General features: G+C 32.5%; 16 protein-coding genes. 13 read left to right on the top strand and 3 right to left on the bottom strand.

What is annotated here, in order from left to right:
* Positions 1 to 45: 45 nt before the first annotated feature.
* The gene (locus HM990_RS08035) at positions 46 to 6,960 is read right to left on the bottom strand and encodes a T9SS type A sorting domain-containing protein (RefSeq protein WP_178988434.1); all 6,915 of its coding nucleotides are present in this window, start codon (positions 6,958 to 6,960) and stop codon (positions 46 to 48) included.
* 602 nt (positions 6,961 to 7,562) lie between these two features.
* On the opposite strand from HM990_RS08035, the gene HM990_RS08030 reads away from it, so the two are divergent.
* The 11 genes from HM990_RS08030 to HM990_RS07980 all read left to right on the top strand — a co-directional run bounded on the left by HM990_RS08030 (position 7,563) and on the right by HM990_RS07980 (position 20,104).
* On the top strand, positions 7,563 to 8,552 hold the full coding sequence (locus tag HM990_RS08030; protein ID WP_178988433.1) for a glycosyltransferase: 990 nt from the start codon (positions 7,563 to 7,565) through the stop codon (positions 8,550 to 8,552).
* Positions 8,545 to 10,077, top strand: a complete 1,533-nt coding sequence (locus HM990_RS08025; RefSeq protein WP_178988432.1) for a polysaccharide biosynthesis protein — start codon at positions 8,545 to 8,547, stop codon at positions 10,075 to 10,077. The genes HM990_RS08030 and HM990_RS08025 overlap by 8 nt, the downstream gene beginning before the upstream one ends.
* Positions 10,077 to 11,171, top strand: a complete 1,095-nt coding sequence (locus HM990_RS08020; RefSeq protein ID WP_178988431.1) for a glycosyltransferase family 4 protein — start codon at positions 10,077 to 10,079, stop codon at positions 11,169 to 11,171. The genes HM990_RS08025 and HM990_RS08020 overlap by 1 nt, the downstream gene beginning before the upstream one ends.
* A 129-nt stretch (positions 11,172 to 11,300) precedes the next feature.
* Entirely contained in the window at positions 11,301 to 12,389 is a 1,089-nt protein-coding gene (locus HM990_RS08015; protein ID WP_178988430.1) for an O-antigen ligase family protein, read from the top strand.
* A 96-nt stretch (positions 12,390 to 12,485) separates the two neighbouring features.
* Positions 12,486 to 13,439: a glycosyltransferase family 2 protein gene (locus HM990_RS08010; RefSeq protein WP_178988429.1), complete on the top strand. Its 954-nt coding sequence runs from the start codon at positions 12,486 to 12,488 to the stop codon at positions 13,437 to 13,439.
* Between the two features lie 116 nt (positions 13,440 to 13,555).
* Positions 13,556 to 14,095, top strand: a complete 540-nt coding sequence (locus HM990_RS08005) for a serine O-acetyltransferase (protein ID WP_178988428.1) — start codon at positions 13,556 to 13,558, stop codon at positions 14,093 to 14,095.
* Positions 14,096 to 14,161: 66 nt separating this feature from the next.
* On the top strand, positions 14,162 to 15,232 hold the full coding sequence (locus HM990_RS08000) for a glycosyltransferase (RefSeq protein WP_178988427.1): 1,071 nt from the start codon (positions 14,162 to 14,164) through the stop codon (positions 15,230 to 15,232).
* A 10-nt stretch (positions 15,233 to 15,242) separates the two neighbouring features.
* Positions 15,243 to 16,388, top strand: a complete 1,146-nt coding sequence (locus tag HM990_RS07995) for a glycosyltransferase (RefSeq protein WP_178988426.1) — start codon at positions 15,243 to 15,245, stop codon at positions 16,386 to 16,388.
* Between the two features lie 25 nt (positions 16,389 to 16,413).
* Positions 16,414 to 18,318 (top strand): asparagine synthase (glutamine-hydrolyzing), encoded by a 1,905-nt coding sequence (gene asnB, locus HM990_RS07990; protein ID WP_178988425.1) that lies wholly within the window; start codon positions 16,414 to 16,416, stop codon positions 18,316 to 18,318.
* A 6-nt stretch (positions 18,319 to 18,324) separates the two neighbouring features.
* Entirely contained in the window at positions 18,325 to 19,458 is a 1,134-nt protein-coding gene (locus tag HM990_RS07985) for a glycosyltransferase family 4 protein (protein ID WP_178988424.1), read from the top strand.
* Between the two features lie 34 nt (positions 19,459 to 19,492).
* Complete coding sequence (locus HM990_RS07980; protein ID WP_178988423.1) at positions 19,493 to 20,104, top strand: sugar transferase; 612 nt, start codon at positions 19,493 to 19,495, stop codon at positions 20,102 to 20,104.
* Positions 20,105 to 20,124: 20 nt separating this feature from the next.
* Here the strand turns inward: HM990_RS07980 and HM990_RS07975 are convergent, their stop codons facing one another.
* Both HM990_RS07975 and HM990_RS07970 read right to left on the bottom strand, forming a co-directional pair.
* A complete protein-coding gene (locus tag HM990_RS07975; RefSeq protein ID WP_178988422.1) occupies positions 20,125 to 20,781 on the bottom strand; it encodes an HAD family hydrolase in 657 nt (218 codons plus the stop codon).
* Positions 20,765 to 21,736 (bottom strand): ATP-grasp domain-containing protein, encoded by a 972-nt coding sequence (locus tag HM990_RS07970; protein ID WP_178988421.1) that lies wholly within the window; start codon positions 21,734 to 21,736, stop codon positions 20,765 to 20,767. Before HM990_RS07970 ends, HM990_RS07975 begins: the two co-directional genes overlap by 17 nt.
* Before the next feature lie 395 nt (positions 21,737 to 22,131).
* On the opposite strand from HM990_RS07970, the gene HM990_RS07965 reads away from it, so the two are divergent.
* A complete protein-coding gene (locus HM990_RS07965; protein WP_178988420.1) occupies positions 22,132 to 23,256 on the top strand; it encodes a DegT/DnrJ/EryC1/StrS family aminotransferase in 1,125 nt (374 codons plus the stop codon).
* Positions 23,253 to 25,148 carry a polysaccharide biosynthesis protein gene (locus HM990_RS07960; protein WP_178988419.1) on the top strand — a complete coding sequence of 632 codons (1,896 nt, stop codon included), beginning with the start codon at positions 23,253 to 23,255 and terminating at the stop codon, positions 25,146 to 25,148. Before HM990_RS07965 ends, HM990_RS07960 begins: the two co-directional genes overlap by 4 nt.
* Positions 25,149 to 25,153: the final 5 nt, after the last annotated feature.

Genomic DNA, 25,153 nt, shown 5'->3' with positions numbered 1-25,153 from the left:
ATTATGAATTTGGTGCTTTTTTGATTGTTATTACTTTTATTATCGTTATTTAACGAGTAACTTCTCGGTAATGTCCTTTTCTTCTCCAATTAATTTTACAAAATAAACACCGGATTGAAGCGAACTAATATCAATTTGTTTTGTTGCACTTGTACTAATATTCTCATTAAGCACTTTAGTGCGCTGCACTAATTTTCCTGTAACATTATAGATATAAACATCTGATACCACTAGTACACCAGAATATTTAATATTAACAATATCTGAAGCTGGATTTGGATACAACTTAAATTTAAAATCTTTTGGAATACCAGTTGGACTAGAAATTTGCTCATTACATTCTGTATCTACTTCTACCCTAACTGTATCTTCAGCAAAATCTAAAGCATTAAATACGGTAACAACATAATCCGTTGTTTCTTCAGGAGACACTTCTATAGTTTGGGTCGTTTCACCTGTACTCCATAAATATTCTTCACCTCCATTTGCAGTTAATGTTGCTACCTCATCTAAACAAATAATTTGATCTTCACCTGCCTCTGCTATAACGGGCTGTATGACATTTACAGTAACTTGTTTGTCGTCATAACAATCACCAATATAACCTCTAACCTCATACGTAGTCGTAATAGAAGGGCTAACTGCAATATTGGGTTGTGTCGCACCATTATTCCATTCGTATGAATTTGCTCCAGAAGCAGATAATGTGATAAAATCACCATTCAAAATTTCTATACTATCTCCATTGGCAATTTCTACATTTGGACTAGGATCAACATGTACCACCACATTATCAGAAGCTTCTTGTTCACCAATAGTTACAGTAACACTATACGATGTGGTAGACAATGGATTGACTTCAATACTCTGTGTTGTTTCTCCAGTACTCCAAATATAACTATCGCCTTCACTTGCCGTTAATACCACACTATTGGTTTGATTGTCGCATACATACTCATCAGTACCTGCAGAAGCTACAAATAATGGAGTAACAGTTACTGTGACCTGAGCTTCCTCACTAGTACAAGAGTTTGTCAAACCCAAAACTGTATAAGTAGTTGTTACAGTTGGGCTAACGTTAATGACATCTGAAGTTTCTCCTGTACTCCAAAGATAAGTCTCTGCTCCATTTACATTTAAAGTCGCACTTTCTCCTTCAAATATTGTTATATTTTCACTAACATCTATTTCAGGTAAATCATTTACGGTAACTGTAACACTATCTGAATCCGAATTTCCAAAATCATCAGAAACCGTTACTGAGTAAGTAGTTGTTACTGTTGGACTCATTGTAATAGATGCCGATGTTTCCCCTGTATTCCAAGAATAATTAGTGCCACCTGAAGCATTTAAATTAACGCTCTCTCCTGCACAAATAACAACATCGTTACCTGCATTAGCATTTACTTCTGGAATTACCGTAACTGTCACTTCTTCTGTAATTTCACAATTACCAGACGAAGAGCCAGTAACGTTGTATGTAGTCGTTTCTGTTGGATTAACAATTATGGTTTCAGTGGTCTCGCCCGTATTCCATAAATAAGTTGCTGCACCAGTTGCAGTTAAGTTGGCACTTTCCCCTTCATAAATTGTAACGTTTTCACTAACATCAAATTCAATTAAAGAATTGACTATTACAGTTACACTATCTGAATCTGAGTTTCCAAAATCATCTGACACAGTGACTGTAAAGGTTGTGGTTTCTGTGAGAAATATTGTTATTGATGGGCTAGTTTGTCCAGTATTCCATAAATAATTTGTACCACCTCCACCTGAAGCATTCAAAGTAACACTATCGCCGAAACAAATGGAAACGTCATTACCTGCATTTGCTATGACCTCAGGTATTACAGTAACTGTAACTTCTTCTATGGTTTCACAACCACTGGTTGAAAAACCTACAACATTATAGGTGGTTGTTTCTATAGGACTAACAGTAATTGAATTAGAAGTTTCACCTGTATCCCAAAGGTAAGAAACTGCACCATTTGCGGTCAAAGTAGTACTTTGACCTTCGATAATTGATATATCGTTACTTAAAGTTATACTCGGCAATTCATTTACAGTAACGCTTACACTATCTGTATCGGAGTTACCAAAATCATCACTGATTGTAACAGTATATGCTGTAGTCACTGTTGGACTCACTGATATTGAAGCGCTCGTTTCTCCCGTATTCCAAGAATAATTTGTACCACCTCCGCCTGTAGCATTTAAAGTAACACTCTCTCCTTCACAGATAGTAAAATCTTCGCCAGCATTTGCAATGACTTCTGGTATTACGGTAACTGTAACTTCATCTGTAATTTGGCAATCATTAACTGAATATCCTGTAACACTATATGTTGTGGTTTCTAAAGGGGCAATAACAATTGATTCCGTCGTTTCTCCTGTATTCCATAGATAAGTAACTGCACCAGTTACGTTTAAAGTTGTACTTTCTCCTTCAAATATTGTAATGTCGTCACTCAAGCTTATATTAGGCAACTCATTTACCGTAACGGTAACGCTATCTGTATCGGAGTTGCCAAAATCATCACTGATTGTAACAGTATATGTTGAAGTCACTGTTGGACTCACTGATATTGAAGCGCTCGTTTCTCCGGTATTCCAAGAATAGTTTGTACCACCTCCGCCTATAGCATTTAAAGTAACACTCTCTCCTTCACAAATAGTAAAATCTTCGCCAGCATTTGCAATGACTTCTGGTATTACGGTAACTGTAACTTCATCTGTAATTTGGCAATCATTAACTGAATATCCTGTAACACTATATGTTGTGGTTTCTAAAGGGTTAACAACAATTGATTCCGTCGTTTCACTTGTATTCCATAGATAAGTGGCTGCACCAGTTACGTTTAAAGTTGTGCTTTCCCCTTCAAATATAGTAATGTTGTCACTCAAGTTTATATTAGGCAACTCATTAACTGTAACAGTCACGCTATCGGAATCTGAGTTTCCATAATTATCACTTACCGTAACAGTATATGTTGTAGAAATAGTTGGGGTCAAAATTATTGATTCACTCGTTTCTCCCGTATTCCAAGAGTAATTACCACCACCATTGGCATCTAAGGTTACACTTTCTCCACTACATATTGTAACATCTTCACCAGCATCTGCAACGACTTGTGGAACTACCGTAACTATGACCTGAGCTGTACTTTCACAACCATTACTTAAAAATCCAGTAATAGTATAAGTTGTAGTTTCTGTTGGATTCACTAATATTGAAGTTGTTGTTTCACCGGTACTCCATAAATAAGTGTCAGCACCAGAGGCTTCAAGGGTTGTTGTATTACCAGTAACTAAAACAATATCTTCACTTAAAATGATTTCTGGTGTAGGTAAAACAAATACTGACACATCATCATTATGTGAACAGAAACCATTGGAAACCTCAACGGTATAAACAGTATCTTCATTCGGGTTTACAACAATCGAAGCCGTAGTCTCACCAGTGCTCCATAAATAGGAATCTCCACCTTCTGCTGTCGCTGTCAATGTAACCGCTTCACCTTGACAAATCGTTTGATTCTCACCAGCTTGAGCTGTTGGAACAGAGTTGACAGTAACCGTTACATCATCGGAATCAGAATTACCAAATCCATCTTCAACGGTAACTGTATATGTTGTAGTTTCAGTAGGTGTCAATGTTGGCGTTGCACCTGTTTCGCCTGTATTCCATGTATAAGTTATTCCACCTGATGCGTTTAATGTTATGCTTTCTCCTAAACAAATTGAAACATCCTCACCAGCATTTGCATTTAATTGTTCTACTACAGTTACAATAACTTCAGCAGTAGATTGACAACCATTTTCTCCTTCACCAATAACAGTATAAGTTGTAGTAACATCTGGAGTTACGGTTATTTCGTCCGAAGTTTCTCCTGTATTCCAAGAATAGGTACTTGCACCACTAGCTGTAAGTATAGCCGAGTTTCCTATCATGACAAAAACAGCATCACTAACAGTCATTTCAGGTGCTTCATTTACAAAAATGGTAACATCATCTGTAGCGGTATATCCATAATTATCTTCTGCAATAACTGAATAAGTTGTAGTTTCCGTTGGAATAACGACTATTTCAGAACTTACATCTCCAGTATTCCACGTGTAAGCAGAGCCTCCTGTAGCTAATAATGTTACTGATTCCCCATTACAAATGGTGACGTCATCCCCTGCACTGGCAACTACTTCAGGAATTACAGTCACTGTAACCTCAGCATTATTGGAACAACCGTTAACACCGGTAGTGGTAACTGTATATGTTTCAGTAACTGTTGGGTTTACAGTAATAGAATCCGTAGTTTCTCCTGTACTCCATGCATAATTGTCGCTTCCTGTTACGTTGAGGGTTGTAGATTCACCTTCAACAATTACCAAATCTTCTGTTACTATTAGTTCTGGGGCTTCATTTACAAAAATGGTAACTTCATCTGTATCGGTATAACCGTAATCATCTTCGACAGTAACTGTAAAAGTTGTAGTTTCCGATGGATTGATAATTAGCTCAGATCCGACATCGCCAGTATCCCAGGCATAAGTAGAACCACCTGAAGCCGTTAAAGTAACTGACTCTCCATTACATATAGTTATGTCCTCACCTGCATTGGCTACAACCTCTGGGATTACCGTTACAGTAACCTCAGCATTACTTGGACAATCTCCAACACCTGTTGTTGAGACTGTATATGTTGTGGTAATCGTAGGATTTACAGTAACGGAATCTGTGGTTTCTCCAGTATTCCATTCGTAATTATCGCTTCCACTAGCTGTAAGAGTAGTAGATTCTCCTTCAACAATTACTACATCTTCCGTTATTGTTAATTCTGGAGCTTCATTCACAAAAATGGTGACTTCATCAGTGCTTGAACAATTCTCATCACTTACTTCTACGCTATAAACAGTCTCCTCTATTGGACTCACTTCAATGGTAGCGGTGATTTCACCTGTATTCCATAAAAAGGACGTGCCACCACTGGCAGTTAGTGTAGTCGTTTCACCTTGACATATCGATTGATCTTCACCTGCGACAGCAACAGGCAATTCATTGACAGTAATTGTTACAGAAACTTCTTCTGATTGACCGTAATCGTCAGCAACATTTACACTATATGTTGTAGTAGCCTCTGGGGTTACATCTATTGTAGCCGTTGTTTCTCCTGTGCTCCAAACGTAATTTGTCCCTCCACTGGCTTCGAGTGTGGTGCTTTCGCCTAGACAAATTTGTTGGTCAATACCTGCGCTCGCCTCGAGCGCTCCGGCAAAAACCGTTATTTCGGATGTGTCGTTTATGCTATCATTAAAATTACTGGTAAATGTAATCTCTACTATTCCTAAAGAAACAGGAGACACCAAACCATTGGCATCTACGGTAGCGATAGTCTCATCACTTGAGGTCCATGTTCCTTCTAAATTGGTGGCATTTGATGGAAGAAAAGTTGTAGCTAATTGCAGTGTGTCTGTTATTTCAAGATCCTCAGTTGCCGGAGTAACTTCAACACTCTCAACTCCAATAGAATTCGTAGGACTATCAACTTGATTTAAATATTCTTCTAACCAAGTATAACCGCTAGGAGCTATATCATTATGGTTTTGACCAGAGGGTACGTTAGCATTAAACCAAATTTCTGGGATGTGTGGGTTACTTGCGTAAAAATTGTCTGGTCTGGTTACTGATGGTATTGGATTTAGTGAATAGTTGTCAATAGGTGTTACCATGACATTATTCAATATATTTTGTAAATATTCAGCATCATAACTATCTAAATTAGGACTTACACTCCCGTCTGCATTAAGTCTTGCATTACATCCAACATCATTAGGTAATGTTAATCTCAATTCACTTGCATCTAGTATAGGTTGTGATATACCTCTAATTGGATACGGCGTGCTCATAAAAAAACTTTCTGGTAATTGGACACCATAATTCGAACCAACAAAGTATTTCCAAGTTAAAGTGTTATCAGCATTCATCTCATCAAGAGTGTTTGATAACGTACTATGGATATTAGGAGCATTTATTATATTTCCACTGGTGTATATCTTAGGATTCCAGCCCTCGGAATATAGATTCAAATTTTTATCTCCAAGTGGCAAGGATCCTTGATATGTCGCATTATTTAACTGATTTATATTTGTATCTCCAGATGATCTTGTTATCCGACCTTGTGCTTGCCACGTTAAATTGTTTATAACATCAAACGAATTCCCTGGGCCATGATTACCCGTAATGTTGGGAGTTCTATATCTTACATTATAAAAAACATTCTTTGAGAATGTCATGTCTCCTGATAAGTAGTAAGGCGTATTATCAACATCCTGACCTATTAAAGCACCTTTGACTGTCTCAGAAAAAAAGCATCTATGAATTGTCGTTTTATCTACAAGTCCTACTTGACTACCTTGTTTAACCCAATTAGGCATTGTTTTAGCAAAACCAAATGAACAGTGATCTATTATAGATTCATATATATCACTGACTGCTGAGAAAGACGCTGAACCTAAATTATCTCCTGTATTAGGTACCCAATCTGCCTCAAAACCACCTTTAAACCTAATATGACGCATTATATAGTTGGTGACACCTGCAAAATAAACTCTTCCTCCTGCAATTGTGATTCCTCCTTCTGGGGCTGTTTGTCCAGCGAGTGTAAAATCGCCGCTCTCTGGTCCTATATAAAGTAATTTATCTATTGAAATAATCCCACTTACATCAAACACTATGGTTCTAGGCACGGTCATTGTCAAGGCCGCTTTTAAGCTACCTGGCCCGCTTGCATTAAGGTTAGTTACATGGACAACTATACCTCCGCGACCACCTGTTGTGTAGGCGCCAGCTCCTTTTGCGCTGGGAAATGCAGGCAGCTGAGCCTGTATTGATAAATTTGAGAAAAAAAATAAAAAAACAAAAATTACTTTTATAAAAGCGTTAGTAGGCTTAGTAAAAAAAATCATAAGGGTTATTAGTTTTAGAGAAACTTGGGGCTACTCAATTATATTCTAAGGGCTAATCTAGAAATTAAATTATATATACGGGTTTAAAAACAATATTATTCGATAAAGCGTATATTAATGCAATAAATTACTTACTTTTTTATATAATTGCAATAGTGAAATACATATCGCAAACAATATTTAAAAGGAGTCAAATGCAAAAATATCCGATTAACAGTTATAATTACGTCATGGATTTAGATTTGGATTATAGAAAATTAAATTTAACTTATCAAAGTAAAATATTACATATAATAAATGGTTGAATGTCAATATATAACTACTTATTTACAAGCGATTAGGCAGGATTACTATGTATTTTATCGACGTTTTAAAATCTTTGATATCTAAAAAATGAATTTAAACGTAAAAAACTATGCTTTGTCAAGATTATTACTGTTACTCAAAAAAAATATCAATATTTGCGAATAACAACTTAGCTGATATATTTAATAATGTTTATACATCATAATTTGATTAATCAATTTTTTTAAATCTATTTTTTATTAGATAAAATTAGCGTATTAGCCTGTTATTAAGTAATGTTAACCCAAATCGAAAAAATGAACATTTTAATATCTATAATTGTTCCTGTTTATAATGTTGAGTCATACCTAGACCGATGTATTGAATCCCTCATTCAACAAACACATAAAAATATAGAAGTCATTCTAGTTAATGATGGGTCAACAGATTTGAGCGGTAGTATATGTGATAAGCATGCGTTAAAAGACAAACGCATCAGGGTTTATCATATTAGTAATGGTGGGTCTAGTATTGCAAGAAATTACGGACTTAAAAAAAGCAAAGGCGACTTTATTGGATTTGTAGATAGTGATGATTGGGTAAAGCCAAATATGTTTTACGAACTAATTAAATTCGCTACCGCTAATGATTTAAAAGTTGTTGAGACCAGTTCTACGCATTCTCATTTAGTACAAGCAGGTGAACCAGAAGAAAGCGTAATAAATGCAAGAATTGAAGACAGACATTCAGCTTTAAGAAGAATAATTAGTAATGCAGAATTTGCCGTTTGGAGAAGAATATACCATAAATCGATACTAAAAGATCGATTTTTTATTGAAGGCATTTTGCATCAAGATGTTTATTATACCATTGATATTTTAAATGAAATTTCTAATATCGGTTATTTTGAAAATCAATTTTATGTTTACAATATTCAAAACCTGACCAGTATTATTAGAAGTGATTATTCAATAAAAAAATTAAATTCTATAAATGCAGGAGCTTATGTTGTGGAACATACAGCTCATTACGGTAAAGACATACAAGATTTAGCAAAACAATATTTGTGCAAATTTTTGACCTATCACTATGATTCGTTGTACTTTAATACTGACCTCGATCAGGACGGTGTACATCGTAAAAATATTCGAAATACTATCAAAAAACACTATAAGGTAGAAAACAGTCAGTTTTATAGTTATGCCATCGTGTTTTTACCACCTTTGCTGTACAAAATATTTCTGACTCTTAACAAGGAACGGATTAAAATTCAGCGTAAAACATTACAACTTTTTCAAAATGTCTAGAGTAAACCATGCCCTGAAAAACATGAAGTTTAGCATGTTTTTCTATCTTACGTTTTTGATTCTACAATTTGTTTCGAGAAAATTATTTTTAGATAATTTAGGAGATGAATTCATGGGACTTTCAGGAACGCTGAGAAGTTTCCTGGGCTTTTTGAATTTAGCAGAATTGGGTATCGGTGCGGCTGTTGGTTTTAGTCTCTATAAACCAATTTTCAATAAAGAACATCATAAAATTAATGAACTAATCAGTCTATTTGGCCATCTATACAAAAAAATAGGGCTATTTATCATAATTGCTGGAGTCGTAATTTCATGTTTTTTTCCTATTATATTTGATTCGCTTAATGCACCGTTAACGGTTGTCTATTATACCTATTACACATTCTTATTTGGTATGTGTTTAAATTTTTTCTTCAACTACCATATTATTCTTCTTCAGGCGGATCAAAAAGACTATGTTATAACTTCAAGTTCACAATCCATAAACTTGATAAAAATCTTACTCCAATGCATCATAGTGTATTATTATCAAAGTGTTTATGGATGGATTACCTTAGAATTGATATACTATATAGTTAATAGTTATATTTTAAGAAGGAAAGTAAAACAAATTTATCCATGGTTAGGGATCAATCAAAAGACAACAAATTCGATCTTAAAGACCAACCCTGAAATTATCAAAAAAGTTAAGCAAATCTCTTTGCACAAGTTAGGAACGTTTGTCACAGGTGGCACAGACCAAATATTGATTTTTGTTTTCATAAGTATTGAAACGGTAGCATTTTTTGGTAATTATGAGTTAGTATTTAGCAGACTATTGCAATTAGTAAATACAGCTTTTGCGGGTACAGCTGCCGGAATAGGCAATTTAGTAGCAGAGAACAACAAAAAGAATATTAACAAAGTTTTTTGGGAAATGATGGCGCTTCGATTTTATATAGGTGGTTTAGCCATAATAGTTCTTTATTTTGTAACGGAACCTTTTATTTTAGTTTGGTTATCCGATAAGACCTACATTTTAAGTAAATATGTCTTAATATTGTTTCTTTTGAATATGTTCATAATGCAAATTAGAGTTCCTGTAGATCACTTCAAAGATGCCTATGGATTATACCAAGATATTTGGGCACCAGTTGCACAAAGCATCATAAATTTAGGGATGTCCATAATCTTACTTCATTATTTTGATCTTGCTGGTATTCTTATGGGAACAACAATCGCATTTTCAATTGTTATATTATTGTGGAGACCTTATTTTTTATATAAACATGGCTTTAAGGAAAACCTATGGCATTATTGGAAAAGATTTTTGATTTTAGTATTGTCGTTGATTTTACCATTTTATATTTGCTATGAAATTCAGAAATTCTTAATCTTGGGAGACATAAACCTCTTTAATTTAATCATTTATGCTTTCAAAATATTACTACTTGCGTTTGTAGCATATACACCTATTATTTACATATCGAGTCTTGGATTTAGAAATGTTTCTAAAAGAATATTTACCCTAGTAAAACTGAAATAATGAAAATAGATTTTATCATATCAGCTTTAAGTAGCGGAGGAGCTGAACGCGTAGTTGCATTGGTTGCAAATCATTTAGCTAAGAACAAAGCACACCAGATTTCTATTATAACTTTTTATGATGAAATGGATACAGATTATCCACTTGACCCATCTATCAATAGAATAAAGTTAAATCCGCCAAAAATTATTACGAATTACACTTTGAAAAATATTACTGGTCTAATTAATTATTATAAAATTAAAGCTAATAGACCTGACATAATTATATCTTATATTACACTCACAAATCTTTTAGCTATAACCGTAGCTAAATTATTTTCGATAAAAATTATTGCGCAAGAACACAATTCCTATCTACGATTTATGGAAGGAAGAAAGAGAATTTCAAATTTCACTAAAAGGTATGTTTACAGATTAGCTAATACGGTCACTGTTTTGACTTCATTTGATATTGATTTTTATAAGAAAAATGGTGTAAAAACATATGTTATGCCAAATCCTTGCAGCTTTTCTCCTATTAAAGATAATTCACATGTTCGGGAAAAATCAATTTTAGCGGTTGGAAATTTAACGCGTTACCATCATAAAGGGCTCGATAATTTAATTGAATTAATAGCTCCCGTGCTTAAAGAGAATCCCGATTGGAAATTAAAAATTGCTGGAACTGGAGATGGGGATATAGGGTTAAATCATTTAACCCAATTGGCTAAGGATAATAATATATTAGATAAAGTCGAATTCATTGGTTTTATAACGGATATCTCTAAGGTCATGCACCAATCTTCAATATTTATATTGCCTTCAAGATTTGAGGGATTACCTATGGTATTATTAGAAGCTATGTCCCAAGGAATGGCATGTATTTCTTACGATTGTAAAACTGGGCCTTCCGATATTATAGAAAATAATGTGAACGGCTTACTGATTGAAGATCAAAACATGACCAGAATGCAAGAAGGTCTAAGAGAACTTATAAATAGCGAGAGTTTAAGAAATAGACTTTCTGAAAATGGTATTAACTCACTCAATAAATATAGCATTTCAAGTATTTCGGAGCGTTACGAAAATTTAATTACTAACATAGTTAAATAATTAATGTATAAAATTATAATTATAATATGCTTTTATGTACCTCTGGTGATTAGTTGCCTTAATATACAGGGTCTAATATCTCAATTTATTTCACCAAGTGCTTCGCAGTTAGTCGCTTATTTAAATTTGATGCTTTTAATACTTGGAACTATTTTATTTCGTCAAAATATAATGTCCTTATCCAATACTAATAAATTATGGTTTATTTTCTATATTTTATATTATAGTTTTGGTTTACTGGCATCAGGAGTTTCTGGTTTTCAAACCTCTATAATTGCAACCTTTGTTCCAGTCATATATTTTATAGGATTTTATTTTCTCTTAAGTAATACGGAACAGTTCAAAGTTTTTTTTAAAGTAATAACAACCTGTTTCGTTATATCTTCTTTTGTTACCATTATATTAATCAAACTTAATATTAATGCCTATACAGGAGAAGAACATGGATGGGCATTGGATCGTGCAGGCGGTATAACAGGAGACCCGAATGCTGCCGCTTATACTAGTATTTTTGCTTATATCTTGTTTAATCAATTATTCCAACCAAAAACGTTTTTATTTAGACTTATAAAAGTACTAATTTTAGCTACTTTGTTCTATAGCTTATTTTTAACCTATTCTACAACGGGTTTATTTGTATTCACTATTGTATTCTTTCTTATAAATCATAAGTTTTTTACAGGTATCAAGCTAGTTTTAATTGCCGTTATAATACCATTATTTTATACCGCAATTTTCGCTCTTAAATCTCAAGTTAATAGTCTGGGCTTGTCTGCTGCACAAACAGGAAAAGTCAATAATATAATTAATCTACTAACTTTTAATCTCGAAGACGTGGATAGTTCTGGACGTTCGAATTTGATAGAACGGGCACTTTATTACCTATACGAAAATCCAATTTTAGGTAATGGTGTAGATTTTGCGATCGACCAGCATGTTCATAATACTTATATTGTTATATGGGTCGATGCAGGTTTATTTACTTTTCTGTTCTTTATTTTTATGCTAGGTTATTTTTTCTTAAAAACACTAACCTTAAGTCCTGAAATTCGATATTTTGGAATGTCTATTTTAATTGTACTATACATATTTATGGTCAGTCTGCAAAGTGTTATTAATCAACCTAATTTAATCGTTTTCTTTGTATTTGTTGGCTATTTGATAGACCATAATACATCTAAAGAATCTTTAAACACTTTAAAAACATTAGAGACATGAAAAAAATATCAACTGTTTTTATTGGATATAGGTTAAAAAACTAAATAATCTTATTTAAAATTATTTAGAAATTAAAATATTAAAAACCAACATATTATGAATTTTATTGATTTTATACCAACCTTCAATACTGAAGACATTATAGAAAATTCCGAGTATAGATTTTCTATTTTCACTCCAGTGTATAATAGAGCAGATACTATTCATCGTGTTTTTGATTCATTGAATAGTCAAACCTTCACGGACTTCGAATTGATATTGATCAATGATGGTTCTACTGACAATTCCCACCAAACGATATTGGAACTTTTAAAAACTGCTAAATTCAAGGTCAATTATATTAATAATGCCAAAAACCAACATAAAATGGCTTGTTACTTTCAAGCCATAGATCTAGCCCAAGGTGAATTTTTAATCATATTAGATTCTGACGACGAATGTGTAGAAAATGCCTTAGAAGTTTTTAGTAATTCTTATGATTCTATTCCTGAAAATAAAAAGAAGATGATTAGTGGCATTACTGCAATGTGCAAAGACGAGTCAGGACAAGTGATTGGAGAAAAATTTCCGGAGTACCCTTATTACAGTAGTACTTTTAGACAAAACCTTTATCATCCTGTTGTTATGGAAAGATGGGGTTTTACAAAGACCGAAATATTGAAAAGGATAAAAATAAATCCAGATATGTTTGCAAAAGGACTTATTCCTGAAGGTTTAATCTGGGAATTTATCTCTAGCCTAGGTTATGAGACATTATACATTAATGAAGTCTTAAGAATCTATTATCTCGATACCCATAACAGATTGTCTAATAGAGATCACGAAAAGAATTCTTTTGGTATGGCTGTCTATTCATTATCTGTTATCAATTGGTTCTCAAAAGATTATTTTTTAAAAAAGCCAACATACTTTTTAAAACGAACGTATACACTTTTGAGAGCCGCACATTATTTAAATTTTAAAAAGCAAGATTACTTACGCGAACTTCCAAATATAACGTTGAGATTTTTATTTAATATAGGATGGCATTTTAAACATTTATTAAGATAAAATCCGTTTTATGCAAATAATATAGTAATTGATAGATGGCACGTATCACAATAGCAGTTGTATTTTAATGTTCAGACGTAATTTCAATCAATTTGTGTAATCGATAAATTAAAAAAATGAAAGAAATAATCAAAGCAGATCTATTCCGCTACGGTGGCTTAACAAAAATATATAAAGGAAAAAGAAATCCAGGTTTTCATTATATGTACTACCTACGTAAAGCATCGAAATACAAAAGGTTCTCTTTATTAGGAATTTACTTTGGACTTATTGTAAAAAGACTTAGCTACAAATATGGGTTTCAAATCCCTGTTTCAACTTCAATTGGAGAAGGGTTTTATATTGGGCATTTTGGCACAATCGTCATTAACAAAGATGCTATAATTGGAAAGCATTGCAATATCTCTCATTTAACTACCATAGGTCAAGCAAATAGAGGTAAAAATAAGGGTTGTCCTACTTTAGGAAATAATGTATGGATTGGTACAGGTTCTGTGATTGCTGGCAAAATAACTATAGGAAATAATGTATTAATAGCGCCCAATTCTTTTGTGAATTTTGATGTTCCCGATAAGTCTTTAGTTATTGGTAACCCTGCGAAAATTATAGCAAAGGAAAACCCAACAGAAGGATATATAAACAATATCTTAGAATAAAATTATATCCAAGCTGTTTTAAAAGCAAATTATTGGTTAATAAAAATAGAATAAATAATAAGAGTTATGAAAACAAGAAAAATTAATATCACATTTGCGCTTCCCAATCTTCTACCAGGTGGTGCAGAACGCGTGTTTTCTTACATTGCTCAAAATATTGATCCAGAAAAGTTTGAAGTTACGTTATTAATAGTAGGTTATTCAAAAGATGCTTCTTACGATGTAAAAGATATAAAACTCGTCTTCTTAGAAAAAGCCAGAGTTTTGAATGGCGTTACCGCACTGTTTAAATATGTTAGAAAAAACAAACCAGACATATTAGTAAGTGCTGTTGGTCATCTTAATACAGTTACGGCATACATGTCTGTCTTTTTTCCTAAAACAAAATTCATATCCAGGGAAGTTACCGTGCTTAGTTTGGACACTGATTTTTTTAAAACAAAGGAGTTTAACCCTCTTTCTTTTATAGGGAATAAACGATTTAATCGCTTTGATAAGATTATATGTCAATCTCAAGATATGCTAGATGACATAAAAGACAATTACAATATAAGTGCTGAAAAAATGATTGTAATTAACAATCCTATTACAGACAGTTTTAAATTAAAAGAGCAAAAAACCAAAAACAACCCTATTCAATATATTACCGTAGGAAGATTAAGCAAAGAAAAAGGCTATGAGAGGATTTTAAAAATCCTATCGAAACTTGATTTTCCATTTCACTACACAATAATTGGCAATGGCAGTGAGAAAGACACTATTTTTTCTTTAATAGAGCAATTTGGCTTAACAGATAAAATTACACATATCAATTTTACCAAGGAGGTTTCAAAATACCTTGCTAAAAGTGATTTTTTTCTGCAAGGTTCTTATTTCGAAGGTTTTCCAAATTGCTTAATTGAATCTTGTTCTGTAGGAACACCTGTCTTGGCATTTAATGTTCCTGGCGGTACTAAAGAAATCATTGAAGATGGTATAAATGGCTATATGGTTGAAAATGAAGAAGGTTATATCGAAAAATTGAAGGATACTCGTCAATGGAATCCAATTGATGTCAGGGAATCTGTAAACAAAAAGTTTAATAAAGACGTAATTCTTCAACAGTATGAAGACTTATTCATCAATATAATAAAGTAATAAGATTAGTATGAAATTAGGTTTTTTAATTTACTCATTATCTGGCGGAGGAGCCGAAAGACAGTGTTCTTATATATTATCTTATTGCACTAAACATAATATAGACGTTCATTTGATCTTAATGAATACCATTATTAAATATGAATTACCCGAAGGATTACCAATTCATTATTTAGAAAAATCAGAAGCAAACGAAAATGGTATAATTAAAGCATTAAAAATTCCTTTTCTTGCTTATAAATACGCCAAATTATTAAAAAAATTAAAGATTACCCATAGCGTAAGCCTTTTAACCAGACCCAATTTTATTAATATTATTGCCAGTAAATTAACGCGTTACAAATTTAAAACGATAGCAAATGAATTAGCTTTTCCTACGCTACAGTATAGCTACAAGGGTTTTCAATCTAGTTTTAATAAAACGATGATTCGATTATTATATAAAAAATCGGATATGATAATTGGTAACTCTATAGGCAATGCCAAAGACCTAATTGATAATTTTGGAGTACCTCCTAAAATTATGGAAGTTGTTCACAACCCTATTGATTTGGAAAAGATAAATAAGATTGAACCTATAGACTCGTTTTTTGATAAGAATAAATTCAACATGATTACTCTAGGACGCTTGGATGTTGGCAAAAACCATATAATGCTCATTGAGGCGATTCACAAACTAAACAACCCGTTATTAAGATTGTATATTTTTGGTGTAGGAGACATGCAGGATGAACTTGAGGAACTTATAAAAAAGTTAAATGTTGGAGAGCAAGTTTTTTTAATGGGTTTTGATGCCAACCCTTATAAATATCTAAAGTCCGCAGACATATTTATCTTTGGATCAAACCATGAAGGATTTCCTAATGTAATATTAGAAGCTATGGCATGTAAACTTCCTATATTAACAACTAATTGCAAGTCAGGACCAGATGAAATAATGGAATTGGAATCAGCTAAAGATGATTTAATGATCACTGATTATGGAATTCTAGTTCCAATTAAAAATGTTGATCTAATGGCTAAAGGAATTAATTATTTTGTTAATAATAAAGATTATTTAGCGGATTGCAAAAACCATGGCAAAAAACGAATTATGATTTATGAAAAAAATCATATTTTGAAACAATATACAGATCTAATAATTGAAATGGATTAATAGGATTAGAAAAACGAATTAAAGTATGTGTGGAATTAACGGCATTATAGCTAAAACCAATCGAAATAAGGACGAAATATCGTCTATCCTTAATACTATGAATAATTTAATTATTCACAGAGGTCCAGATGAAGATGGTCTATTTTCTGAAGAAAACGACCAATTTACCGTTGGTATGGGAATGCGAAGACTATCTATTATAGATTTATCTTCTGGTAAGCAACCTATTTTTTCAGATGATAAACAAATCGTTATAGTTTTTAATGGAGAAATCTATAATTATAAGGTATTAAGGGCAAAGTTAGAAGCAGAAGGTGTCACTTTCAAAACATCGAGTGATACTGAAGTCATACTGAAAGCTTACGAAAAATATGGAGTAGAATCTTTTCAGTGGTTAGATGGCATGTACGGTTTTAGCATTTATGATAAAAATATCAATAAACTATTTATTGCTCGTGATTTTTTTGGCGAAAAACCCTTGTATTACATCCATACGGATAAGGAATTTATTTGGGCTTCAGAATTAAAATCCATTATAAATACTATTGATTTTACACCCAACATTTCGAAAAAAGGATTGAATCTTTATTTTAGATTGACTTATATTCCTGCGCCACATACCATATATGAAAACATTTTAAAGTTAGAAGCTAATCATTATATTGAATATGATTTAGCCTCGCATAATACAACTATAAATAAAATAAACGCTGAACCAATACCGAAAACTATTGATATTTCTTTTGACGATGCAAAAGCAAAAACCAAAGATTTAGTTTATAAGAGTGTAGATAGCCGATCTATTGCAGATGTTGGTTTAGGAACATTTTTATCTGGTGGTGTAGATTCTTCAATTATTTCACTCTGTTTAGCACAAACCACGGATAAGAAAATCGATACATTTTCTATCGGATTTAAAAAAGCATCGTATGATGAGACCGATAAATCGAGGGTGGTTGCTAAAATGTTAAATAGTAATCATCATGAGTTTATAATAGATGAAGACGATCTTAAAAATAATATTCACGAAATTTTAGTCAATTTTGATGAACCTTTTTCAGATACAGCAGCCTTACCTACACACCTACTCTCCGAAAAGACAAGAGAACACGTAACAGTTGCATTAACTGGTGATGGTGGCGACGAAGTATTTGGTGGTTATAATAAATACTATATTGGAAAAATGAACAAAAGGTACTCTAGTATTGTACCAAAAGCACTTCATAAAACTATTGCCGGTCTTAGTAACAAATATCTGATTGACAAAGATGATTCTCGTGGACGAAAATTTCAAATTAATAAATTACTAAATGCTATAGATTATGATGGAGATTTCTATTGGGATATTATTTCTTTAGCAAACACAAGTAATCAACTAGCAGAGATAATGTCGCCTGATTATTTTGATGCTAATATTTTTCAAGAATACAAAGAAGTTCTTGGAAAGCAAAAAATAGAAACGCTAACAGATTTTAGACTTGTAGATAAAATATTAAGTTTAGAAGGTGGTATGTTGGCAAAAGTCGATAGAACCAGTATGCTCACTTCTCTAGAATGTAGAGCTCCATTTTTAAATAGGGATTTATGGGAGTTTACCAATACGCTACCAGAAAACTATTTAATGAAAGGTTGGAACAAAAAACACATTTTAAAAGAAGCCTTTAGAGATCAGTTTCCTGAAGAATTTTTAGAAAAAGGTAAAAGTGGGTTCGGCAGCCCAACTGGAGATTGGTTAAGACAGAGCCTTAGAAAAGAATTAGAAAGCTACATAGAACCAGAATTACTTAAATCACAAGGTATTTTTAATGTAGAGGTTATTTCTAAATTAGTAAAAGACCATTTAGAGAGTAGAAAAGATAGTACATTTAGGGTGTGGTCTTTTTACTGTTTTCAAAAATGGTATAAATATAATTTCCTTAAACACAATTAATAAGAGATGGAAAATAAAAACATAATGATTGTAGCATCTCTATCTGCTTCATTAATAAATTTTAGAGGAGATTTTATTAAGAGTTTAGTGGATAATGGATGTAAGGTTTTTGCAGCAGCACCAGACCATCCTAGCAATATTCGTTCAAAACTTGTTGCGCTGGGAGCTACACCATTACAATTTAATTTAAATAGAACTGGTCTCAACCCCTTTAAGGATATGACCTCTATTAGCGAATTAAAAGCATTAATTAAAGACAATAATATAGATTTAGTATTTCCATATACTGTAAAACCAGTTATTTATAGTTCGATTGCTGCAAACCAGTGCAAAGTGCCAGTGGTTTCATTAATTACCGGCTTAGGTTATGCCTTCACTGGTTTATCTACTAAGGCTAGATTATTACAGCGGTTTAACGAAACCTTGTATAAATTATCGATTCGAAAAAATAAAGTCATCGTTTTTCAAAATAAAGATGACCATCAATTATTCTTAGATCGTAATGTTATTTCTAAACAACAGAGCGTTGCTTTTGTGAGTGGTTCTGGTGTTAATCTTAATCAATTTACATTTAAAGAAAAAAATACTTCAGACAAAGTGAGTTTTCTTTTAGTGGCAAGATTGATTAAAGAAAAAGGAATTGCATTATATATGGAAGCTGCCAAAATATTGAAAGCTAAGTATCCAAAAGCAGAATTTCATTTAATTGGTGCAACAGAAACCTCCCCTTCTGCCATTAGTGAAAATGAAATAAACGAATTGCATAAAGAAGGAATTATTGTATTTCATGGTAAACAAAGAAATATTGAAGAGCACCTTCACAAAAGAGATGTTTTTGTACTACCAAGTTATTACAGAGAGGGCTTACCAAGAACTACTTTAGAAGCTTGTGCTTGTGGCAACCCAATTATAACAACAGATTCTGTTGGCTGCAGAGAATCAGTCAAAGAAGGGATAAATGGTTTCTTAATCGAACCACAAGATCTAGAAGCCCTTGTAAAACCTATGGAATATTTTATAAACAATCCAGAAAAAATAAGAGAGATGGGCATAAACAGTAGAAAATATGCTGAAGAACGTTTTGATGTTGATATAATAAATAACGATTTAATAGCTATAATCAACAGTGTTCTTAATTAATCTTCTTAATATTACCCACTTATAATTTCATAACATGAAACTATACCCAATCATAAAACGTTTATTTGATTTTTTAGCAGCATTGGTAGGACTTATAATTGTTTTTCCGCTATTACTGACATTAATTATTGTATTGGCGATTTCTAATAATGGAAAACCTTTTTTCTATCAAATGCGAACTGGCTTAAACGGGAAACTCTTTACCATTATTAAGTTAAAAACCATGAACGATAAAACGGATAAAGACGGTAATCTATTGCCAGTAATTTATCGCATTACTAAGATGGGAAACTTTTGTAGAAAATATTCTTTAGACGAAATTCCACAGTTAATAAATATTTTAAAAGGAGATATGAGCTTAGTAGGTCCTCGCCCACTTTTGCCTAAGTATTTACCACTTTATAATAAACGACAAAATAGAAGACATGAAGTTATTCCTGGCATTACAGGTTGGGCTCAGGTTAATGGTAGAAATGCGATTAGTTGGGAAGAAAAGTTTGAGCTTGATGTTTACTATGTTGATAACCAGTCTTTTTTATTGGATCTAAAAATAATATTTAAAACAATAGATAAAGTTATTAGTAGAAAAGATGTCAATAATTCTGATAGTGACGATATGCCAATATTCACAGGTACAAAGGACTGATATTTGAATTTTTATTGCAGTTAAATAATCTTTAGTTCATTGTATGCGCAAATGAATTGTTGAGGTTGGTGTGCATTATCCAAGTAGTTATGAGCTTCACAATGAATATTCATGCCATTGTCTATCAACCCCACACTTTTCCATCCTAAGGAATTTGGTGCAATAAAATCTTTCTTTAAGTTGTCAGCTATATAAAAATATTCTAATGCCGGTAGAGCTTTTTCAATCGCTTCAAAATTCGCTAAACTAGGCTTTTCAGAACCTATTTCTTCTGATATTATAATCTTATCAAGATATTTAATAATATTCAAACTCTCAAGCTTGGCGCGCTGGGTTTTAGTACGACCATCAGTTATAATTCCAATTTTTCCGTTGTTGGATTTTATAGCTTCAAATACGTTTTTAACGCCATCAAACAATTGAATTTCTGGTTGGTGGTTTCTATACATATCAATTAATAACGAAATGTCTATTTTATATGTATTAGAAATAAATTTAAAAACATTAACCTTACTTCTGTATAAAGAAAACATTTCAGAATAAAGCCGTTTCCAAAGCTTAGGTTCAATATGTATTGCAATAGACTTATATGCAGATTTTAGATAATCCAGCTCGTTATATAAAGTATCGTCTAAGTCAAAAACGATAACAGTTTGATTATTAACCTTTATATCCATGCACTAAAATTTCATCATCATATCTAATCATTAATAAATTGTTTTCCCAAATATCAAATTGTTCTGCTATCGATTTATCTAGCATGTATTCTTCTATAATCCATCGAGAATAATTTGCTCCAGACAAATAAGTTAATGGATAACCACCTCCAAATCTAGGATTGATTTCAATAGCAAAAATCTTTTGTTCATCGTTTTTATGTAAAAAAAACTGAGCCGTTAGGCACCCAACAGCTCCATCAATGAAATTTAAGTTCTTCTTTAGGTAAGGGACTAAAATATTCCTAACTGTCAACGCTTTATAGACTTCTCCGTCTCGCACTTCAACTCTTTTTCTTGGGACGACACACTTCAAATAATGATCTTTTCCATAATATAAATCACACGTATATTCATCATACTCATCATGATCTAAATACTCCAAAAACATTAATTTTTCGTTACTAAAATGATATTCTGTTAAATCTTCTTGGGACTTAATAATGTATGTGTCAACACTCCTACTGCCATCCGTGGGTTTAATAAAAAGTGGTAATTTGTAATCTTCTTTAGCATATTCTTTAGCCACATTTACATTATGTTCTTCAAAAAATCGATGAATAATTCTTTTGTCCCTGCATTTAGAAATAAAATCTAGTGATGATATTACTACAGAAATTCCTTCTTGCTTCAGACGCTCTTTATATTTGGCGAGATCATGTAATTCGGTGTCAATAGTTGGAATGATTAAACTTATATCATGGGTTTTACAATATTTTAGTAATTTATCAATATAACCTGGTTCATCCAAATAGGGTACTTTAAAAAAACCATCAGCTATTTGGCAAGCAGCAGACATTATGGGATCTGCATCTGTTGCAAACACTTTACCAAGTGGATTTAATTTTTTTAATTCTGTTTGGAATGACCTCACAAGCGATACTCTCCGTCCTGCTGATGTAATTAATATATTCATAAGTGGCTTGATTTTGGTTTAGCACCAAATTATCTTAAAACGCTAAATATAATATAGTTGAAAACATCCACACTATAGTTACGATATAAAGCTAAAATTTAAGTTAAATAAATAATTCTCATGAATGAATATTCTTTCAAAGAAATATACATTATTCATAAATTTTTATATAACAGGTATTAATTTTCCTTTGTAAAATCATAAAAAGACCCTAAAAGCAATTTCATTGTATTAAGATTACCGTTATCAACGTAAATATTTACATTTAAACGTTTTAATTTGGGGTGTTCCCACATAATGACGCATATTTATCCCATAATTTGATCGTGTCCCAGATCCCTCTATATGACATGAAATTGAATAGTAATACTAATCATTACTTAACAATTTTACCTATGAAACCTAAAATATGGCTATCATCACCACATATGAGTGGTAATGAACAATCTTATATAAAAGAAGCTTTCGATTCTAACTGGGTAGCACCTTTGGGACCAAACGTTAACGGTTTCGAAAGCGATTTACAGTCTTATCTTAACAATAACATCCATGTTGCAGCTCTAGCATCAGGCACTTCTGCCCTGCACTTAAGTCTTATTCTATTAGGAGTTGAACATAGAGATGAAGTGATCTGCCAGAGCAAAACATTTTCTGCTTCAGCTAACCCTATAGTGTATCTAGGCGCTACTCCTATATTTGTAGATAGCGAAAAAGACACATGGAATATGTGTCCCGAACAGTTAGAAATCGCAATAAAAGATCGGATAGCCAAAGGAAGTAAACCAAAAGCCATTATCGCTGTTCATTTATATGGTATGCCTTATAAAGTTGATGAAATAAGTGAAGTGGCATCAAGATACAATATCCCAATCATTGAAGATAGTGCAGAATCCTTGGGCAGCCGCTATAAAGAAAAAAAATGCGGAACTTTTGGAGATTTTTCTATATTATCATTTAATGGTAACAAAATAATAACCACTTCAGGCGGAGGCGCAATAGTTACAAAAACTAAAGAAGATAAGGAAAAGGCCGTTTTCTTAGCTACTCAAGCTAGAGACAATGCTCCACATTACTTACACTCACATATCGGATATAATTACAGAATGTCTAATATAGTTGCAGGTATTGGTCGTGGACAAATGACTATTTTAGATAGCCATGTAGCCAAACGTCGTTCTAATCATGAATTTTACTTGAATGCCCTTAGACATAATAACAAAATCACTTTTTTACAAGAACCAGATGGTTATTTCTCAAACCGATGGTTATCTTGTATTCTTTTAGATTCCAAAAGTACAAGAGAAGGATTAAGACTGGCCCTAGAAAAAGAAAATATTGAGTCAAGACCACTATGGAAACCAATGCATCAACAACCTGTATTTAAAGATGCCCCAAGGTATCTTAATGGTGTGTCAGACGAGTTATTTGAAAAAGGCTTATGTTTACCTAGTGGGTCAAACTTAACTGATAAAGAAATAGATAGGGTTGTTTCCGCAATAAATACGTATTTTGTGTCATGATAGTTAAATTTCTAAATAAAATATCGGAGAAATACGCCTCGAAATGGCTAGTGTTGTTATTTGATATCGCTATCATCGTCGCTACGTTTTTTATGGCGTATTTAATTAGATTCAACTTTGTTATTGAGTTCGATTTTTTTACACTTTTTAAACAAATCCCTTATGTTATTGCTGTTTCAGCTATAAGTCTCATAGCTGTAGGCTCTTACAAAGGTGTTGTTAGATTTACAGGTTTTAAGGATATTGTTAATCTGATCATTGGGGCAAACATACTTGCAACTATACTTATATGTTGTACATTTTTGAGTAGAAAATTTTTAGGTGAATCCAGTATTTTAAATATATCTGGCTCTATAATCTATATTCATTTATTGCTTAATATTTTATTTCTCATTGGAGCAAAATTATTCATAAAATCTCTTTATAACCATATTACACAAGATTTTAAATCTATTTCTAATGTTTTAATATTTGGCGCAGGTAATTCAGGAATGTTAACCTATGATGCCATTAGAAATGATACCAAAAATGGAGTCGAAGTTGTTGGTTTTATTGATGATGATGAGCGTAAAATAGGTAAGAAAATAAACCTATTGAATGTTTATAGTATTGATTCTATTGATGCAGATTTCATTGAAAAGAATAAGGTTGAAGAGGTTATAATTTCAATCCAAAATATAGATCCGGCAAGATTACTGCAAATTACAGGTAGTCTTTTTTCACTTGGTCTTAAAGTGAAGATTGTTCCTCCTGTTCAAAGTTGGATTGATGGCGATTTAAGCGTAGGGCAAATAAAAGAAGTAAAGATTGAAGATCTTTTAGGAAGAGATCCTATCAGCATCAAAAACCCAGATTTAGAAGAACAATACGATAACAAAGTCATAATAGTTACTGGAGCCGCTGGGTCTATAGGAAGCGAAATCTGTAGAAAAGTGAGCTTATATAATTATAAAAAATTAATCCTAGTAGATAATGCTGAGTCTGCTCTCTATGATATTCAACAAGAATTTAAACAACAAGGTTTAGAGAATATCGATGTCATTGTTGCTGATGTGCGCAATAGAACTAGAATAGACCAAATATTCAACCTATACAAACCAAAAATTGTCTTTCACGCAGCAGCATATAAGCACGTTCCTTTGATGGAAAACAATCCTTTTGAAGCTGTTAGTGTAAATATTGGAGGCACTAAAAATGTAGCCGATATAGCCGTAAAGCATAGTGTAGATAAATTCGTGTTAATTTCTACAGATAAAGCTGTAAACCCAACAAACGTCATGGGAGCTACTAAGCGAATAGCCGAACTTTATGTGACTTGTCTCAAAGGAAAAGGTCACACAAAGTTTATTACCACAAGATTCGGAAATGTTTTAGGCTCTAACGGTTCCGTAATACCATTATTTAAAAAGCAAATTGAAAAAGGAGGCCCATTAACTGTTACACACAAGGATATAACACGATATTTTATGACTATCCCAGAAGCATGCCAGCTAGTTATCGAAGCTGCTGCAATGGGTAATGGTGGAGAAATCTATGTTTTTGACATGGGAGAACCTATTAAGATTTTCAATTTAGCTACCAATATGATCATTCTTTCCGGATTGCGCTATCCCGAAGACATTGATATTAAAATTACTGGATTAAGACCTGGCGAGAAAATATATGAAGAACTTTTGGCGGATGGAGAAAATACCAAGAAAACTTATCATGAAAAAATAATGATTGCTAAATCAAGACATGTAGATATCATCAACGTTGAAAAACAGATTAATAAACTTACGACAGTAAATTCTTTAACACAGCCATTAGAAATTGTATCTTCGATAAAATTTTTAATACCTGAATACATTTCTAATAACTCTACTTACGAAGTTTTAGATCAAAAAAAATAAGCCCT

It is taken from the genome of Winogradskyella schleiferi, assembly GCF_013394655.1.
In the GTDB taxonomy this organism is placed as follows: Bacteria; Bacteroidota; Bacteroidia; order Flavobacteriales; family Flavobacteriaceae; genus Winogradskyella; species Winogradskyella schleiferi.
This window is presented reverse-complemented; position numbering and strand designations above follow the sequence as displayed.

Excerpts from the sequence above, each read along its gene's own strand:
- HM990_RS08035 (WP_178988434.1), bottom strand. The coding sequence starts at position 6,960 with ATGATTTTTTTTACTAAGCCTACTAACGCTTTTATAAAAGTAATTTTT.
- HM990_RS08030 (WP_178988433.1), top strand. The coding sequence starts at position 7,563 with ATGAACATTTTAATATCTATAATTGTTCCTGTTTATAATGTTGAGTCA.
- HM990_RS08025 (WP_178988432.1), top strand. The coding sequence starts at position 8,545 with ATGTCTAGAGTAAACCATGCCCTGAAAAACATGAAGTTTAGCATGTTT.
- HM990_RS08020 (WP_178988431.1), top strand. The coding sequence starts at position 10,077 with ATGAAAATAGATTTTATCATATCAGCTTTAAGTAGCGGAGGAGCTGAA.
- HM990_RS08015 (WP_178988430.1), top strand. The coding sequence starts at position 11,301 with ATGCTTTTAATACTTGGAACTATTTTATTTCGTCAAAATATAATGTCC.
- HM990_RS08010 (WP_178988429.1), top strand. The coding sequence starts at position 12,486 with ATGAATTTTATTGATTTTATACCAACCTTCAATACTGAAGACATTATA.
- HM990_RS08005 (WP_178988428.1), top strand. The coding sequence starts at position 13,556 with ATGAAAGAAATAATCAAAGCAGATCTATTCCGCTACGGTGGCTTAACA.
- HM990_RS08000 (WP_178988427.1), top strand. The coding sequence starts at position 14,162 with ATGAAAACAAGAAAAATTAATATCACATTTGCGCTTCCCAATCTTCTA.
- HM990_RS07995 (WP_178988426.1), top strand. The coding sequence starts at position 15,243 with ATGAAATTAGGTTTTTTAATTTACTCATTATCTGGCGGAGGAGCCGAA.
- asnB (WP_178988425.1), top strand. The coding sequence starts at position 16,414 with ATGTGTGGAATTAACGGCATTATAGCTAAAACCAATCGAAATAAGGAC.
- HM990_RS07985 (WP_178988424.1), top strand. The coding sequence starts at position 18,325 with ATGGAAAATAAAAACATAATGATTGTAGCATCTCTATCTGCTTCATTA.
- HM990_RS07980 (WP_178988423.1), top strand. The coding sequence starts at position 19,493 with ATGAAACTATACCCAATCATAAAACGTTTATTTGATTTTTTAGCAGCA.
- HM990_RS07975 (WP_178988422.1), bottom strand. The coding sequence starts at position 20,781 with ATGGATATAAAGGTTAATAATCAAACTGTTATCGTTTTTGACTTAGAC.
- HM990_RS07970 (WP_178988421.1), bottom strand. The coding sequence starts at position 21,736 with ATGAATATATTAATTACATCAGCAGGACGGAGAGTATCGCTTGTGAGG.
- HM990_RS07965 (WP_178988420.1), top strand. The coding sequence starts at position 22,132 with ATGAAACCTAAAATATGGCTATCATCACCACATATGAGTGGTAATGAA.
- HM990_RS07960 (WP_178988419.1), top strand. The coding sequence starts at position 23,253 with ATGATAGTTAAATTTCTAAATAAAATATCGGAGAAATACGCCTCGAAA.